14 protein-coding genes are annotated in these 15043 nt (G+C 64.9%); 10 read left to right on the top strand and 4 right to left on the bottom strand.

What is annotated here, in order from left to right; translation table 11 throughout:
* Positions 1 to 138 precede the first annotated feature (138 nt).
* From HNQ40_RS10350 to HNQ40_RS10330, 5 genes are all read left to right on the top strand, one after another.
* Positions 139 to 1626, top strand: coding sequence for a PQQ-dependent sugar dehydrogenase (locus HNQ40_RS10350; protein ID WP_221435476.1), 1488 nt, complete (start codon positions 139 to 141; stop codon positions 1624 to 1626).
* 157 nt (positions 1627 to 1783) lie between these two features.
* Entirely contained in the window at positions 1784 to 2491 is a 708-nt protein-coding gene (locus HNQ40_RS10345; RefSeq protein ID WP_184677763.1) for a hypothetical protein, read from the top strand.
* Positions 2492 to 2836: 345 nt separating this feature from the next.
* The gene (gene ilvB / locus HNQ40_RS10340; protein ID WP_221435475.1) at positions 2837 to 4681 is read left to right on the top strand and encodes a biosynthetic-type acetolactate synthase large subunit; all 1845 of its coding nucleotides are present in this window, start codon (positions 2837 to 2839) and stop codon (positions 4679 to 4681) included.
* A 73-nt stretch (positions 4682 to 4754) separates the two neighbouring features.
* Positions 4755 to 5174 carry a ribosome silencing factor gene (gene rsfS, locus HNQ40_RS18520; RefSeq protein WP_184677762.1) on the top strand — a complete coding sequence of 140 codons (420 nt, stop codon included), beginning with the start codon at positions 4755 to 4757 and terminating at the stop codon, positions 5172 to 5174.
* A gap of 20 nt (positions 5175 to 5194) precedes the next feature.
* Positions 5195 to 5590, top strand: a complete 396-nt coding sequence (locus HNQ40_RS10330) for a hypothetical protein (protein WP_221435474.1) — start codon at positions 5195 to 5197, stop codon at positions 5588 to 5590.
* Here HNQ40_RS10330 and tilS read toward each other — a convergent pair.
* Entirely contained in the window at positions 5561 to 6307 is a 747-nt protein-coding gene (tilS, locus tag HNQ40_RS10325; RefSeq protein WP_184677760.1) for a tRNA lysidine(34) synthetase TilS, read from the bottom strand. The two genes, HNQ40_RS10330 and tilS, sit on opposite strands and share 30 nt — an antisense overlap.
* A 43-nt stretch (positions 6308 to 6350) precedes the next feature.
* Here tilS and larC point away from each other — a divergent pair, with 43 nt between their 5' ends.
* The 5 genes from larC to HNQ40_RS10300 all read left to right on the top strand — a co-directional run bounded on the left by larC (position 6351) and on the right by HNQ40_RS10300 (position 9933).
* Positions 6351 to 6866 carry a nickel insertion protein gene (larC, locus tag HNQ40_RS10320; protein WP_184677759.1) on the top strand — a complete coding sequence of 172 codons (516 nt, stop codon included), beginning with the start codon at positions 6351 to 6353 and terminating at the stop codon, positions 6864 to 6866.
* Complete coding sequence (locus HNQ40_RS10315) at positions 6863 to 7450, top strand: hypothetical protein (RefSeq protein ID WP_184677758.1); 588 nt, start codon at positions 6863 to 6865, stop codon at positions 7448 to 7450. Before larC ends, HNQ40_RS10315 begins: the two co-directional genes overlap by 4 nt.
* Before the next feature lie 93 nt (positions 7451 to 7543).
* The gene (gene dapA, locus HNQ40_RS10310) at positions 7544 to 8428 is read left to right on the top strand and encodes a 4-hydroxy-tetrahydrodipicolinate synthase (protein WP_184677757.1); all 885 of its coding nucleotides are present in this window, start codon (positions 7544 to 7546) and stop codon (positions 8426 to 8428) included.
* Positions 8429 to 8432: 4 nt separating this feature from the next.
* The gene (locus tag HNQ40_RS10305; RefSeq protein WP_184677756.1) at positions 8433 to 8789 is read left to right on the top strand and encodes a DUF952 domain-containing protein; all 357 of its coding nucleotides are present in this window, start codon (positions 8433 to 8435) and stop codon (positions 8787 to 8789) included.
* A 73-nt stretch (positions 8790 to 8862) separates the two neighbouring features.
* Entirely contained in the window at positions 8863 to 9933 is a 1071-nt protein-coding gene (locus tag HNQ40_RS10300; RefSeq protein ID WP_184677755.1) for a VOC family protein, read from the top strand.
* A gap of 19 nt (positions 9934 to 9952) precedes the next feature.
* On the opposite strand, the gene HNQ40_RS10295 is transcribed toward HNQ40_RS10300, so the two are convergent.
* The 3 genes from HNQ40_RS10295 to HNQ40_RS10285 form a co-directional block, all read right to left on the bottom strand.
* On the bottom strand, positions 9953 to 12163 hold the full coding sequence (locus HNQ40_RS10295; protein ID WP_184677754.1) for a DUF4034 domain-containing protein: 2211 nt from the start codon (positions 12161 to 12163) through the stop codon (positions 9953 to 9955).
* Positions 12164 to 12237: 74 nt separating this feature from the next.
* Positions 12238 to 13524 (bottom strand): hypothetical protein, encoded by a 1287-nt coding sequence (locus tag HNQ40_RS10290; protein WP_184677753.1) that lies wholly within the window; start codon positions 13522 to 13524, stop codon positions 12238 to 12240.
* Positions 13525 to 13750: 226 nt separating this feature from the next.
* A complete protein-coding gene (locus HNQ40_RS10285) occupies positions 13751 to 14983 on the bottom strand; it encodes a hypothetical protein (RefSeq protein ID WP_184677752.1) in 1233 nt (410 codons plus the stop codon).
* Between the last annotated feature and the right edge of the window lie 60 nt (positions 14984 to 15043).

The following is a 15043-nucleotide window of genomic DNA, read 5'->3' as shown; positions in this document are numbered from 1 at the left end:
TTAGCGCACGACCGACGAATCGGAACGCTAAGCCGCAAGCGGCAAAATCCATATAGAGGTTGGCCCCCTAGATCCCGCCCGTTAATTTTGGAAGTTCACCCTGTCGATCCGTCCATCCACAGGCTACGATCTTCCACCATGCTTACCCCCCCTTCTTTCTCACCGCGGCGACTCTCTCTCCTCTCCACTGCACTGCTCTCCACCGTGACCCTGGGCTCCGCCCCGGCGCAAAACGTGGAAGAACTGTTCAAGAACAACTGCATCGCTTGCCACGGCGAGAACTACGCCGGGGGCAGCGCTTCGTCCATGCTCAACGATGATTGGGTCACCGACGGCAGCGACCGCGAACTGTTCAACGCCATCTACAAAGGCATCGAAGACGCGGGCATGCCCGCCTTCGAGGGCGGACTCACCGAGGCCCAGTCGTGGGCGCTGGTCGTCTACCTCCGCGAAGCCCGCGACGAAAAACGCCGTGAAGCCCTGGGCGACAGCAAGCCCGACGGCCAAGGCGTCTTCGCCACCCAACATCACAGCTACAAAGTCGAGACGGTCGCAGAAGGCCTGGTCCGCCCGTGGTCGATCGAGTTCCTGCCCGACGGCACCATGCTCGTCAGCGAACGCAACGGCGAGCTCCGCCTGATCATCGACGACAAGCTGGTCAAACAACCCGTGGTCGGCACCCCCAAGGTCTGGAACCACGGCCAGGGCGGCCTGCTCGACATCGCCGTTGACCCGAACTACGACACGCCCGGCCACCCCGGCAACGGCTGGATCTACCTGTCCTACTCCGAGATCACCGACGACTCGGGCGACAAGCCCGCGGGCATGACCGCCGTGGTGCGGGGCAAGCTCGAGAAACGCGGGTCGCGTTGGGTGTGGACCAACCAGGAAACACTCTTCGAAACCCCGGCCGAGCACGCCAGCCCCGGGCGGGTGCACTACGGCAGCCGGTTCGTCTTCGACGACGACAACACGCTGTTCTTCACCATCGGCGACCGCGGCCAGATGCCCCGCTCCCAAGAGCTCGACCGCCCCAACGGCAAGGTCCACCGCATCCACACCGACGGCTCGATCCCCGAGGACAACCCGTTCCTCAGCGACTCGAACGCCATGCCCTCGGTCTGGTCCTACGGACACCGCAACCCCCAGGGCCTGGCCAAGCACCCCGTGACCGGCCTGCTCTACGACATCGAGCACGGCCCCCGCGGCGGCGACGAGATCAACCTCGTCGAGCCCGGCAACAACTACGGCTGGCCCGTCGTGTCGTACTCGATGAACTACAACCGCACGCCCTTCGGCAAGAACCCGCCGTTCCACGAAGACAAGGGATTCGTCGAGCCGGTGTACTACTGGCTGCCCTCGATCGCCCAATGCGGCAGCAGCTTCTACGTCGGCGACGGCTTCCCCAACTGGCAGAACGACCTGTTCGTCGCGGCCTTGGCGAAGGAAGAAATCCGCCGGGTCCGCCTCAGCGAAGACGGCAAGACCGTGATCGAAGACGAGCCGATCTACCGCGGCCAGGGCCGTATCCGCGACGTGATGCCCGGGCCGGACGGGGCGTTGTACGTCGCCGTTGAGAACCGCGGCGACCCGGGCTTCATCCGCCGGCTGGTCCCGGTCGACTGAGCACCCAACCGATGAAAATCTCCGACACCCGGCGCAGACCGCGCCGGGTGTTTTCGTATCCGCAGTGACCGGCCCGACGCGTGTTCGCGTTGCCCGCGGTGAGCGGTGGCGTTGCCGCCGCGGTGGCCCCCCTCCCCCGCCACCCCGGAGACCCGAGATGTTTCGAACGATCGCCCCCCAAACTTCGGCCCGTGCCCGGTGGACCGCCGCCGCGTGCGCCGCGGTGCTCCTGCCTGTAACCGGCTACGCCCTACCCGCCGCCACTGGCTTTGAGACCCTGCCCGGCGGGACCACGGCCGTGCCCGTATCGACCTTCAACTCCGACGGCATCGACATCACCGTCAGCCCCATGCACCTGCCCGGCGGCGGGTTCACCTCCAACTTCGCCGAGGTCCAGAGCCGGGTGTTCATCCCCCCCGCCAGCGGCTTCGGCGACGGCGACCAGGAACTCGAACTCAACAACGTGCTGGCCACCTTCGACTTCGGCGGCAGCCCGACCCTGATGCAGTTCGACTACGCCTTCTACGGCGGCGTGAGCAACCTGCAGGTCAACGGGGCCGTGGACGCGGTCAACGGCGGGCTCAGCCAAATCCTCGGCGTGGCCCTCGGGGCGGCGCTGTCCACGACCAACGGCACCTACAACGGCGTCGATTTCGAGCTCACCGGCCAAAGCCTGGGCGGCAGCAACGAGATCGGCCGGCTCACCCTCGGCGACGGCGTGACCCCGATCAACCTCTTCAGCGTCGGCGGGCAGGAATTCGCCGTGGACAGCTTCCGCGCGGTCCCCGAGCCGGCCGGGGCCCTGGCCCTGGGCGGGCTGGGCAGCGTGCTGTTGGCCCGCCGCCGCGGCCGTGAAACCGCCTAAACCCCCAACCCCAACCCCATCACGCCCGCTCCGACCGCCACGGCCGGGGCGGGTTTTCTGCGTTAAAGCCCGGCAAGATCGCAAACAACGTATTGACCCCCACGCCGGTGGGTCGATATAATCCTCGGCCCATGAAACGCGATCGCGCCCATCTCGTCATCGCCCTCCCCGCCGTCGTCGCGACGGTCGGCGTGGTCGTTATCTGAGCGGACGACCCGTGCCCTCACTCGCCGATCCCGCTCGAACGACCCGATAACACTTGATCATGACCCGCCGCCTCCCACGAGGCCGATGTAGGTCTAAAAACACCCCCCGAACAACACCACCTTTTACGGAAGCCCCATCATGGCCCCCGCCCAACAACTCAGCGCCACCGAACTCCAAGCCCGTCGCGGCACCCCCACCGACAAGTACCGCGGCATGACCGGTGCCCAGATCTTCAACGCCATGATGAAAGAGCATGACGTCGACACGATCTTCGGCTACCCCGGCGGCGCGATCCTCCCCGTGTTCGACGCCATCCACGAGTCGAACCAGTTCAAGTTCATCCTCTCCCGCCACGAACAAGGCGCCGGCCACATGGGCCAGGGCTACGCCCGCGTCACCGGCAAGCCCGGCATCGTCCTGGTGACCTCCGGCCCAGGGGCGACCAACACCGTCACCCCGCTCCAAGACGCCCTGATGGACGGCACCCCGCTGATCGTCTTCGCCGGCCAGGTCGCCACCAGCGCAATCGGCACCGACGCGTTCCAGGAAGCCGACATGACCGGCATCACCCGGCCGTGCACCAAGTGGAACGTGCTGGTCAAGCACGTCCGCGACATCCCCCGCGCCATCAACCAGGCCTTCATGGTCGCCACCACCGGCCGGCCCGGCCCCGTGTTCGTCGACCTGCCCAAGGACGTGACCGCTCAGGTCCTCGACGAAGAGGTCTACGCCGAGCCGCACATGCCCGGCTACCACATCCGCGAGTTGGGCACGTCGTCCGAAATCGAACGCGCCGCCGCCATGATCAACCAGGCCAAGAAGCCGCTGTTCTACGTCGGCCAGGGCGCGATCCTCTCGGGCGCTACCGAAGTCCTGCGGAAGTGTGTCGACGCCGGCAACATCCCCGTGACCACCACGCTCCAAGGCCTGGGCGCGTTCGACCAGAACGACCCCCGCAGCGTGGACATGCTCGGCATGCACGGCGCCGCCTACGCCAACTGGGCCATGCGTGACGCCGACGTCGTCGTGTCCATCGGTGCCCGCTTCGACGACCGCGTCACCGGCAACGTGGCGAAGTTCGCCCCCGCCGCCCGCGCCGCCGAGCGCGAAGGCCGTGGCGGCATCATCCACTTCGACATCGCCCCGGAAAACATCAATAAGGCCGTGCCCGTCACCATCGGCGTCGAGGGCGACGCCCGCAAGAACCTCGAGCTCTTGCTGCCGCACCTCACCCAGGAAAACGACCGCACGCCGTGGCTGGAGCAACTCGCCCAGTGGAAGAAGGACGAGCCGTACCGCTACGACCACGACGAGCGTGAGTTCCACCTCAAGCCGCAGGCCGTGATCGAGCAGCTGTACAAATCGTCGAAGGGCGACGCGATCATCACCACCGGCGTAGGCCAACACCAGATGTGGGCCGCCCACTTCTACAAGTACACCGAGCCCCGCCAGTGGCTGACCTCCGGCGGCCTGGGCACCATGGGCTTCGGCGTGCCGTCGTCGGTGGGCGCGCAGCTCGGCGAGATGGTCGAGGCCGAGAAGGAAGGCCGCAAGGCTCGCCAGGTCGTCAACATCGACGGCGACGGCAGCTTCTCCATGACCGCCATGGAGATGACCACCGCCGCCCAGTACAAGATCCCCGCCAAGACCATCATCCTCAACAACGACTTCCAGGGCATGGTCAAGCAGTGGCAGGACCTGTTCTACGAAGAACGCTACAGCCACACCGAGATGCACAACCCCGACTTCTGCAAGCTCATCGAAGCGATGCACTGCGGCGCGTTCCGCGTGACCAAGCTCGAAGACCTGCCGAAGGTGATGGACGAGTTCCTGGCCTACGACGGCCCGGCCATCCTCGACGCGCTCGTCGAGAAGCACGAACACGTGTACCCCATGGTCCCCGCCGGCAAGTCCGTCGACGAGATGGTCCTGGGCCCCGCCCAAGGCGCCGGCGGCGGCGGCGAAGTCAAGCAACCCCGCTAAGGCCAAAACTCAATCCAACCCCAAAGCCCGCGGACCCCATCCGCGGGCTTTCTTTCACCCCTACAATGACACCATGACCACCACGCCCGACGAGTTCACCACCCGCTCCACCCCCGGAAGCACGCCCGCCAGCGCCAAAGGCCCCGACGCCGCCCGCCTCGTCGCCGTCGAGGCCGCCCGCCTCGTCAGCGACCTGCGCTGCGAGGACATCGTCGTGTTCGACGTCACCGGCATGAGCCAAGTGACGAATTTCATCGTCATCGCCTCGGGCACCAGCGACCGCCAGATCAAGTCCGTCGGCAGCGAGGTCGCCGACCTCGGCGCCCAGCACGGCTTCGACCGCTACGGCAGCGACCGCGACGCCGCCTCCACCTGGTGCGTCGTCGACCTGGTCGAAGTCATGGTCCACCTCTTCGAACCCGCCACCCGCGGCCACTACGACCTCGAAATGATGTGGGGCGACGCCCCACAGGTGAAGTGGCGACGAGCATAATTGATCAGCAGGCTATTCCGATGGGACGCAGTCAAAACAATCAACTAAACGTGGCTAGATTCACCATCCCACCTCTAGTGTTTTGGGGAATCGGCTACTTCCTTTATCACGAAGCTGCGCTCGGCAACGTGATCATCATGCCGGCCCTTTCGGCGTTGGTACCCATGCTGTTTTTGTCTCTACGCCTGCCATACATAGCGCTGGGGGCTTTCTTCACGATCTTCGCGATGGTGGGTAGCGTGCTACTACAAAGTATGAAATATCAACAGCAAATCAGCCATAGCTTTGACTTGATCGAATTCCTCACGGTGGGATTTTTCGCCACACTTTTCTGCTGCATACCCACCGCAATCACGATCTCTGTTATTGGCGTCCGGAGAGCAAAATCACAACGCTTCGCTGGACGAATCGCGTAAATGATCCCCCAACTCCACCGCCTTCCGCGCCACGCTCGGCCGCAACTCCCGCAACACCGGCAACACCTCGTGACGCAGCCGTGCCCGCGTGCGTGACTTGTCGAGATTCGTCACATCCTCCCGCCAAGGCTGATCGAGCGACTCTAACAACTCAATCGCCTCGGCATGCGTCGCATTCAGCATCGGGCGGATGAGCGTGACCGTATCGTGCAGCGAACGTTGCCACGCGATGCCGCGTAGGCCCTTGGCGGTGGTGCCGCGCAGGATCGCCATGAGCAGGGTTTCGAGTTGGTCGTCGGCGTGGTGGGCGGTAGCGACATACGTCGCCCCGACCTCGCCGGCCATCTCCGCCAACGCCGCGTAGCGCTGCTCCCGCGCGTTCGCTTCGATGTTGCCTTCCGCTTCACCCGGCGTGATGTCGCGACGCACGTACTTCAAACCCAACCGCCCCGCCAAGGCTTCGACGAACGCCGCATCGCCCTCCGCCTCGTCTTCGGGACGCAGGTGGTGCTGTACGTGCGCGACCGTCAGCGATAGGTTCCACTTCCGTCGATCGTGAAGAAGATGCAGCGCCCGCAGCAGCGCCACCGAGTCCGCCCCACCCGAGCACGCGACCAACACCCGGTCGCCTTCGAGCACTCCGCAGCGGTGGCGCAACCCGTCCGCAACGGCACGGACCAACGGGAGATAGCTCGGAGCCTGGGCGTTCTCAGCCATTTTCAAAGTCTACCAACCCGCCGATGCAGTAAACTAAAAGTGCATGTCCGCCGACGCTCCCCCGCCCACCCCCGGAACCCACACCGGCAACGAATCCGCCGCGACCCGCGTGGTCGAGCTCGTGGTCAACCTCGACGACACCACCGGCGAAATCCTAGGCCACGCCACGCAAACCCTCCTCGACCAAGGCGCCCTCGACGTCTGGACCACCCCCATCCACATGAAGAAGCAGCGCCCCGGCGTCATGCTCTCTGTGTTGTCCACCCCCGATGCCGCTCAAGCCACCGCCCGACGCATCCTCGAACTCACCGGCAGCTTCGGCGTCCGCTTCCGCGAATGGGACCGGCTCGTCCTCGACCGTGAGCACGTCACCGCCGCCACCCGGCTCGGCGACGTGCCCATCAAAGTCGGCAGCCTCGACGGCACGCCCCTCACCGCCCAGCCCGAATTCGACACCGTCCGCGACCTCGCCGCCACCGCCAACGTCCCGGTCCGGCAGGCCATGGACGCCGCCCGCGCCGCGGCGGACGACCTCCTCGCCAAGGGGGGACAACCGTGACACTACCCCTCCTCGCCCAGCTCAACCCCAACGACCCCATCTCGCTGGGCCTGCTCATCGTCGGTGTCGTCTTCATCTCCGCCTGGCTGCTCATGCGCATCCGCAAACGCAGCGTCCACGGCCCCGACCACCCCACCGCCCGCGAAAACCTCGAACGCTACAAGCAACAAGACGGCGTCCGCAACGACCTCGAAGGCCTCATGGTCGAGATCGAACAACTCGCCAAACGCCTGGGCAACCAGCTCGACACCAAGTCAATGCGGCTGGAGAAGCTAATCGACGAGGCCGACCTCCGCATCGCCCAGCTCCAGAAAGCCATGCGCGACGAACACGGCAAGCTGCCCGACGCCGGCCCCGCCCCGGCCGCCGGCGAGCCCACCCCCAAGCCCGCCTCACCCGAAGCCATCACCAAGCAGCTCAGTGAAGTCGTCGAAAGCCCGCTCACCACCGAGGCCCAGACCCAGCAACTCACCGACGAAGTCGCCCGCCTCGCCGACGCCGGGAAGTCCGCCGAGGACATCGCCAAACAGCTCGGCGAACACGTGGGCAAGATCGAACTGATCCTCGCCCTGCGTAAGAGCTAGCGATCGGTAAAATACTCCCGCTCGGCGGACTTTCCGCCCCTGACTACGAATCCCCACGCGGTGGGCATTGCCCACCCTACCCCAAGGCTCACCATGCTCAACGGCACCTACACCGCGCTCGTCACCCCGTTCAACCAGGGCGAAGTCGACTACGACCGCCTGGCCAAGAACGTCGCCTTTCAGATCGACAACGGCATCGACGGCGTCGTGCCCGTCGGCACCACCGGCGAATCGCCCACGCTCTCCCACGATGAACACGCCAAGGTCATCGAGAAGACCGTCGAAGCCGCCGCGGGCAAGTGTCAGGTCGTCGCCGGCACGGGCAGCAACTCCACCAAGGAAGCCCTCTCGCTCACCCAAGACGCCAAGGCCGCCGGCGCGGATGTCGCCCTGATGGTGAATCCCTACTACAACAAGCCGACGCAGGAAGGCCTGTATCGCCACTTCATGACCGTCGCCGATGCGGTCGAGCTGCCGATCTGCCTCTACAACATCCCCGGCCGGACCAACGTCACCATGTCCGCCGACACTGTGGTGCGTCTGAACGAACACCCCAACATCGTCGCGATCAAGGAAGCCACCGGCAGCCTCGACCTCGCCAGCGAGATCGCCTCGCGCTGCGACATCGCCCAGATCTCCGGCGACGACAGCATGACCCTCCCGCTCATGTCCATCGGCGGCGTGGGCGTCATCAGCGTCCTGTCCAACCTCCTGCCCGCCAAGGTCAAGGCCGTCGTCACCGCCGCCGCCGAGGGCGACTTCGCCGCCGCCAAGCAGCGCCACCTCGAGCTCTTCGCCCTGTGCAAGGGCTGCCTCACCCTCGCCACCAACCCCATCCCGATCAAAGCCGCCATGCAGATCGCCGGCATGGACACCGGCGAAGTCCGCCTCCCGCTCACCGAACTCGAAGACGAGCCGCGGAAGAAGTTGCAGGCGTTGTTGGATAGCGTGTTGCCCGCCACCAGCTCGGCTGTTTAGCGCGATGCCCATCATCCTGCACATCACCCAAGAGCAAGCTTGGAGCGACGTCCAGGCGGAAGGCCGATACGAAACGCCAAGCCTGCATTCGCAAGGCTTCATCCACTGCTCGACCAACGAACAAGTGCTCGAAGTGGCCAACGTCTTATTCAAAGATCAGGCCGGCCTCGTGCTGCTGTGCATCGACCGGGGCAAGATTGTCCCCGAAGTCCGCTACGAAAACTGCGAAGGCGGCGACCGGCTCTTCCCACACATCTACGGACCACTGAACCTGGACGCCGTACTGGACGTTGTCCCGTTTACGGCTGATGACGATGGGCTGTTTCAGCTTCCACCCACAGTTCGCCGCATGTTTGAATAGTTCAGTATCGACTCCGGCTATTTGATATACGCGAGACTCAACGGCCACATCCAAGTAATTTAGAGCCATCACAATGCACGGCGACTTCACCTGGACCGACCTCTCGGCGCTCGACCTCGAACAAGCCACGGCGTTCTACAGCCGGGTGCTGAACTGGCAAGTGATCGATGACGCCGAAGGCAATTCCGGGGACGGCGGCTACCGCACGTGTGCCGTGGGGGGCGAGGCGTGTGCGGGGTTGTTTTCGATGCCGGCGTTTTTCCGCAAGATCAAGATGCCGTCGTTCTGGATGACGTACATCGCCGTGGACGACGTGGACGCGGTCGTGGTGCAGGCCAAGGAACTCGGGGCGAAGGTGGAGCTGGAGGACAGCAACCCGCTCGGCCGAATCGCGCTGATCCGCGACCCCGCGGGCGCGGGGTTCACGTGTTTCCAAGGCGACGCCCCTTCCGCCGTGTCGCCCGATCGCCAACCCGGCCGTTGGGCGTGGAGCGAGCTGTTCGTCTCCGACCTCGCCAGCGTTCAGACCTTCTACGAAACCCTCTTCGGCTGGTCGCTGCGTGCCGAGCAAGACGACGCCGACCGTTACGCGATCCACAACCGCGCGGGCCAGCGCATCGGTGCGGTGCAGGTCGCGTCCAATGAGGTGAAGGGCGACAAGGAATACTGGGCCTCGTTCTTCGCCGTGCCCGACCTCGACCGGGCGGTCCAACAAACCCAGTCCCTCGGCGGCCAAGTCCTCTACACCCACACCAACCACGACGGCACCCACCACCTCATCCGCGACCCGCAAGGCGCCGCCTGCTACCTCACCCAAGCCGGCACCGGCACCGCCCCGGGAAGCAGCGGCGCATCCTCGGCATCGGCGTTCGCGCCCACACCCGGCAGCTCCGTCTTCGCCAAGTGGCGCACGATCCTAGGTCTGGCCCTCGTCTACCTCACCGTGCTGACCGAGACCTCGTGGGTCTGGGGCGTCCTGTTTCTCATCTGGGTACTGCCCGACCTCAAGACCGGCGTGACCTATTTCATCGAACCCATCCCCCGCCGCGGCCACCCGGTCCTGTACTGGACGATCGTGATCACCTGGCTACTCATGTCGGGCTACATGCTGCTCGAGCCGTTGATCGGGGCCTCATCTCCTTGAGCGTTCCGCCCCCCACCAACTAGAACGCCTGTGGCCGCACCGGCGCGTTCTCAAAAGGCGAGCTTTCGAGCAGACGGACACGGAGTGATTCGAAGTGGAACTTGCCTAGCTGGGTGCCGTACCAGAGGCCCAGGCCCAGTTCGGTTTCGCCGTATTGTTCCGTGGCCAATTCGTAGCTGTCGATCATGGCGATGCCGTTGACTGAGCAGCGCAGTCGTTTGCCCCAGCGTTGGAGAGTCATCGTCATGGTCTGCGTGTTGACCGGTTGGCCGAGATTCAAGTCGTTTTTAGGCTCCACGTCGGGGTCCTGAAGGTAGACGCCCACCTCGTCATCGCGGGCCGCGAAGAGCATCGTGGTGTTGAACGGTTTGCGGGTAACGGTTGGGGAGAGCACAAATCCCGCGCCGCCCCAGAACGGGCCGTGGAACCCTTCGGGCACCGTCATGGTGAGCTCGGCCTCGTAGTGTTCCCCGAGGTTGAGCCCACAGAACAGGCGGGCTTCTTTCGCGTCGTTGGCGGTGACTTCGATGCCACGCTCGGTGTCCTGGGCGAATCCACGTGAGGGACGCCAGCCTTCGAGGCCATGCTCGAGCACGTCGACCTGCTCGCCGTTCCAGAACGCGCGGTCCCAGGCCGTGAGGCGTTTCAGGTCACGGACATGGGTTTTCGCCCAGGGGTTTTCCGCTTTGGCTTCCGCTTCCGTGAGCGCCCGCTCGGCTTGTTCATAAAGCCCGGAATTGAGCATCTGCTTGGCCCGCTCAAAGGCGAAAAGGGCCTCGGGTTCGCGCTCGATCGCAAACGCACCGATGTCCCACCGCTTGTCGATGCCGATGTAGTACGGCTTGTACAGGCGGTCGGGGTTCTGGTCGAGCTTGGTGAAGTAGTCCCACTGCGCATCGGGGCGATCGGCCCGCCGAGCCAGGCGGAAGCCGCGCGACCAGCACCAGTCGGCGGGGCGTTCGGCGGTGGGCTGCGCCGCACGTTTTTCGAAATAGGTCTGTAGCATCTGCCAGATCTCGTCACCTTCTCCATCCATCGCGCCGGGAGCGATCCGGTCGTAGCCGTAATCGCTGATGATATTGGCGATGCCTCGCTCAAAACGATCGGGCAGATCGATGTCGTACCGCCCCGACTCGAACGCTTGGCGGGCGATCGCCAACATCGCCGTCGCATCGCCCCCCCACCGCTTCCGGCTGGCCCATTGCAGATTGATGTAGGCCTTGCTGTCCTGCGGGTCGGCCCGCATGGCGTGTCCGAACCATTCGAGCTCATTGTCGTTGCTCTGCCCCATACTCACCGTGATGAGTTCGGTGGCGGCGGTCGAACGCTCGGGGTGCAACGCTATCGCGGCGGTGAATTCATCCTCTGCAAACTGCAGGTAAACGCCGAACTTTCGCCACTGGTCGTCGGCGACGTCTTTACCCCACTTGCTGCTCCGCGCCTCCCAGGCGCTCTGGATAAAGACCATCCCTCTGAGCACATGAGCCAACCACTGCTTGCCCGGCGCGACCTGCTCGGTCGCACGCATCAGCTTGGGGAGTTGTGTGTTGTCGATATCGTTCACGTAATACCGGAACAGCTCGGCATAATTCTCTTGGTCGTTGGGCGAAAGCAATACATCTTCCGCGAAGAGCAACGAGTAATTGTCACTAGCGGTCAGCCGGTCTTTCCTGGCCCATTCCCGCCTGCCCCGGTTGTCGTTGCGGGCCAAGGCGCTACGCATGACCCAATGCTCGACACATAGCAGAACCCGCTCAAAACGCTTTGGATTGCCCGCTTCTGCTGCGTACGCACGCATCGCCTCCTGGATCTCGAAATGCACCGCTCGGAAACGCGAATTCCGCTCGGGATCGACCAGCATGCAGAAGTAATCGAGGTATGGTTCATCGGCCCCGGCTTCGATCAGCACGGACCGCTGTTCGGCCAAGTCGGCCATGGTCGGCAGGCCCTCGGGGTGGGGGTGGAAGCCGTGGTCGTCGTAGGCCAGGTAAGCCGCGAAGTTATTAAGCAGCGCAATCCCCTCTTCGCGCCACGGGGCATCGGCACGCCCATAGGTCTCGTAGCCACCGAGGAACTGGTCTTGGTAAAACACCCGCCGACGCTCGGGACGCGTGGGACGGTCCTCGGCCTGGAGTTGAGGTGCAGGGAGTGCAGCCTCCTGAGACGTCCCCGCCCCAGCGAACATCATCCCCAACAACACCAAAATACAGAAACGGAGCCCGTGATTCATTGCGTTTGCCTCCGGAGCTGAAGAATGGATTCAGCATACCGGAGGCCACTGGCGACGTCACGGATTGACCGAAATTAGACCGGGGCGGGTGCGGCCGCCGCTGACGGCATTAAGGCGGGAGTGGCAGCCGACTTCTTCTGCCGATCCTTGATCCACGCCTTGATCGCGTCGCGGTCGGACTTCCACGGCCCGCTCGCTCGGCGATCCAGGAACGCGGTGAACAACGCGTTGAGCGTGTCGGACAAGGCAACTACGAGTTCGAGGCGGCGCTCGGTGAGTTCGCGGGCGGTCTCGACGTCTTCGATCTCGGGGAGCGCAGCGCCGCTGACGACGAACTGGTCGCCCTGCAGCGTCAGCTCCCACTGGTGCTCGGCGTCGGCGAGGATGAGGCCCGTCTTGCGGGGCCACTTGCCGGTGGTCAGGGCGTCGCCGGCTTCGGGCAGGCGGGTGGGGCCATCGCCGCGCAGGGTCTGCTTGCCGGTGAGGTCCCAGGCGCAGTCCATGTCGAGGGCCTTGTCGATCGCGACGAAGATGTCACCCGCCGTGGTTTTGAGGGTGGGGGTCTCGGCGTTCTTCTCGCCGTGCCACCACAGCCACATGAGGAACTCGTTGCCGAGGTAGTCCTTGAGGTCGACCGACTTAGCGATCCACGGAAGCACGGGCAGCGAGCCGTCGCCGAAGGACGGCGCATCATCGTCCCCGACAGGCCGCGGCGCATCCGGCGGCGCGGTGAAGGCGGACGGCTGGAGGTCTTCGTAGTCGCGGCTCTTGCCCTGGGCCTTGATGAGGTTGCCCGCCAGGACGCCGGCGCTGAGGTTGTCGAGTTCGACGGCGAAGGCGTGACGCATCAGACGCGAGAGGTGCTCGATCACGGTGGTGCCGGCCGCGCCGCAGTACAGTGTTTGGCTGGCGAAGTCCCAGAGCACGGGCACAACCTTGGATTTGCGGTATTTGCCGCTGGCCAACTCGTCGCGGATCTGCTGGTTGGCGGTCTCGCGGGCCTCACGTTTCTCGCTCTTGGAGGGGAAGCCGGTGGGGTTGCCCGACGCGGCGGCCTGCTCGTTCATGACGCGGTAGGCCTTCTTCACGTCGGCGGGGACTTTGTGGGTGTCCATGCGGAGGGCGAAGAGGGCCATCCCGTTGCCGGGCGTGCCGAAGCCGTTCTTGTCGTAGGTGAACTGGGTGTCGAAGAGGTGCACGCCGGTGGTGAAGCCGGCCTCGACCTCGTCGGGCTCGCCCAGCTCGTGCTCGCGGAAGCGCGACTCGCTGAGGATCGAGAGGAAGGCATCATCGACGTGCGACGGGGCGTCGCCGTTGACGTGGAAACGGGTGAATGTGACACGGCCGGAGTCGAAAGGCATCGCGGAATTGTACCGCTGGAAAGCGTCACATTGGGGTGTCTGGCAAGGTGTCGTAAGCGTCGTGGATAACTTGTCGGCAGGTGACGGTGACGTGGCGCGGGGATGGCGTAAAGATGTCGGAAACACGCGTTAAGCGGGCGACGCGAAGCGTCCCGCGTGTTGCGGATCACACCAACGCGGGGCACTGCGTGCCGCCCGCTAAACGCATTCGTGAGATGGGATGAGGTTAAACCTCACGCGGCGGCGGGTCCGCACTCGGTAAACAGTCCGCCACGATTCGGCCCACGCCCAGCGTGCCGTACAGCCCCAGCAGCCACCACGACGGGCCCACGATGAAGCCCATGATCGCCAGCGGATACGCCACGGCACACGACACCCAAAACACCTTGCGGCGAGACGCCATCGAGATGCCCGGCCGAAGCGACGGGATCATGCAGATGAGCACGTACCCCGGGAAGAACACGCCGTAGATCAGCAGGAACAGCCGGTAGCCGACCTCGCCGAGTGTAAGGCTGCCGCCGTCGGCCGTGGGCAGCGTCCAGCCCGACTGCCGGCTCAGCACCGCCCAGGCCAGCGCCGCCAGCATCAGCCCCGCGAACCAGAAGAACGGCCAGCGGTCGGTTTTCTCTACCACCGCGAACCGCTCCCGGCTGTGCACCAGCAGCGTGAACGCCACCTGCACCCCGATGTGGATCGCCAGGATCGCGGTCCAGGACGAGGCGAGTTCGAACTCAGCGTTGCCGTTGACCAGCGGACGGAACAGCCCGGCGTACATCAGCGTGAACACGATCATGCTGCAGAACACCACACCGAAGCCCAGGGCAAAGGCGACGCGTCCCGTGCCCGACCCGGTGCTGTACCGCGCCCGGTGGAACGTCGGGTCGAGATACGGGCACAGGAAAAAGCCCACCACCAACCCCGGCGCGAGCAGCCAGAGGTCCAGGTCCGCCAAACGCGAGGGCAACACGTCGGTATCCACGTCCAGCCACGCCCCGTCGAGCCGCCCCGCCATCGAGAAACAGCCCCACGAAAGAATCGCCACGCCGACGCTCACCGCCGGCAGCCAACTGCCCACGCGTTCACGCCGCTGCCGATCCATCACCAGCCACGGCAGCACCCAGATCAGCGCCAGCCAGAGGCCGTTGAACAGCCAGAAAACCACGTACACCTGATACGCGATCGTCACCCCCGCGAACCACCGCAGCGCCCAGGCGTGCTTCTGCGTCAGCTCCCAACTCACCCGCGGCGACTTGAGCACCGTGCCCATCGCCGCCGCCCCGATCACGTTGGGCGTGGCAAACACGATCCACCCCCACACCCCGAAGTCCCGCACGAGCATGATCGGCAGAAACATCCCGATCACCCACGTCCACGAACACCCCAGGAAGCACGCCCACAACAACGCCGGGCCGAGGCCGGAGCGTGGGGTGGGCGCGGTGTCGGATTCAGAAACGGGCATCGCGGGATTGTAACGTGATGGGGAAGGTCTCACGCAACGCCGCGAAGAACGCAAAGGATA

Origin of the sequence: Algisphaera agarilytica, from assembly GCF_014207595.1 — a bacterium.
In the GTDB taxonomy this organism is placed as follows: domain Bacteria; phylum Planctomycetota; class Phycisphaerae; order Phycisphaerales; family Phycisphaeraceae; genus Algisphaera; species Algisphaera agarilytica.
Note: the sequence above shows the minus strand (reverse complement) of the source record. Positions and strands in the feature narration are given on the sequence as shown.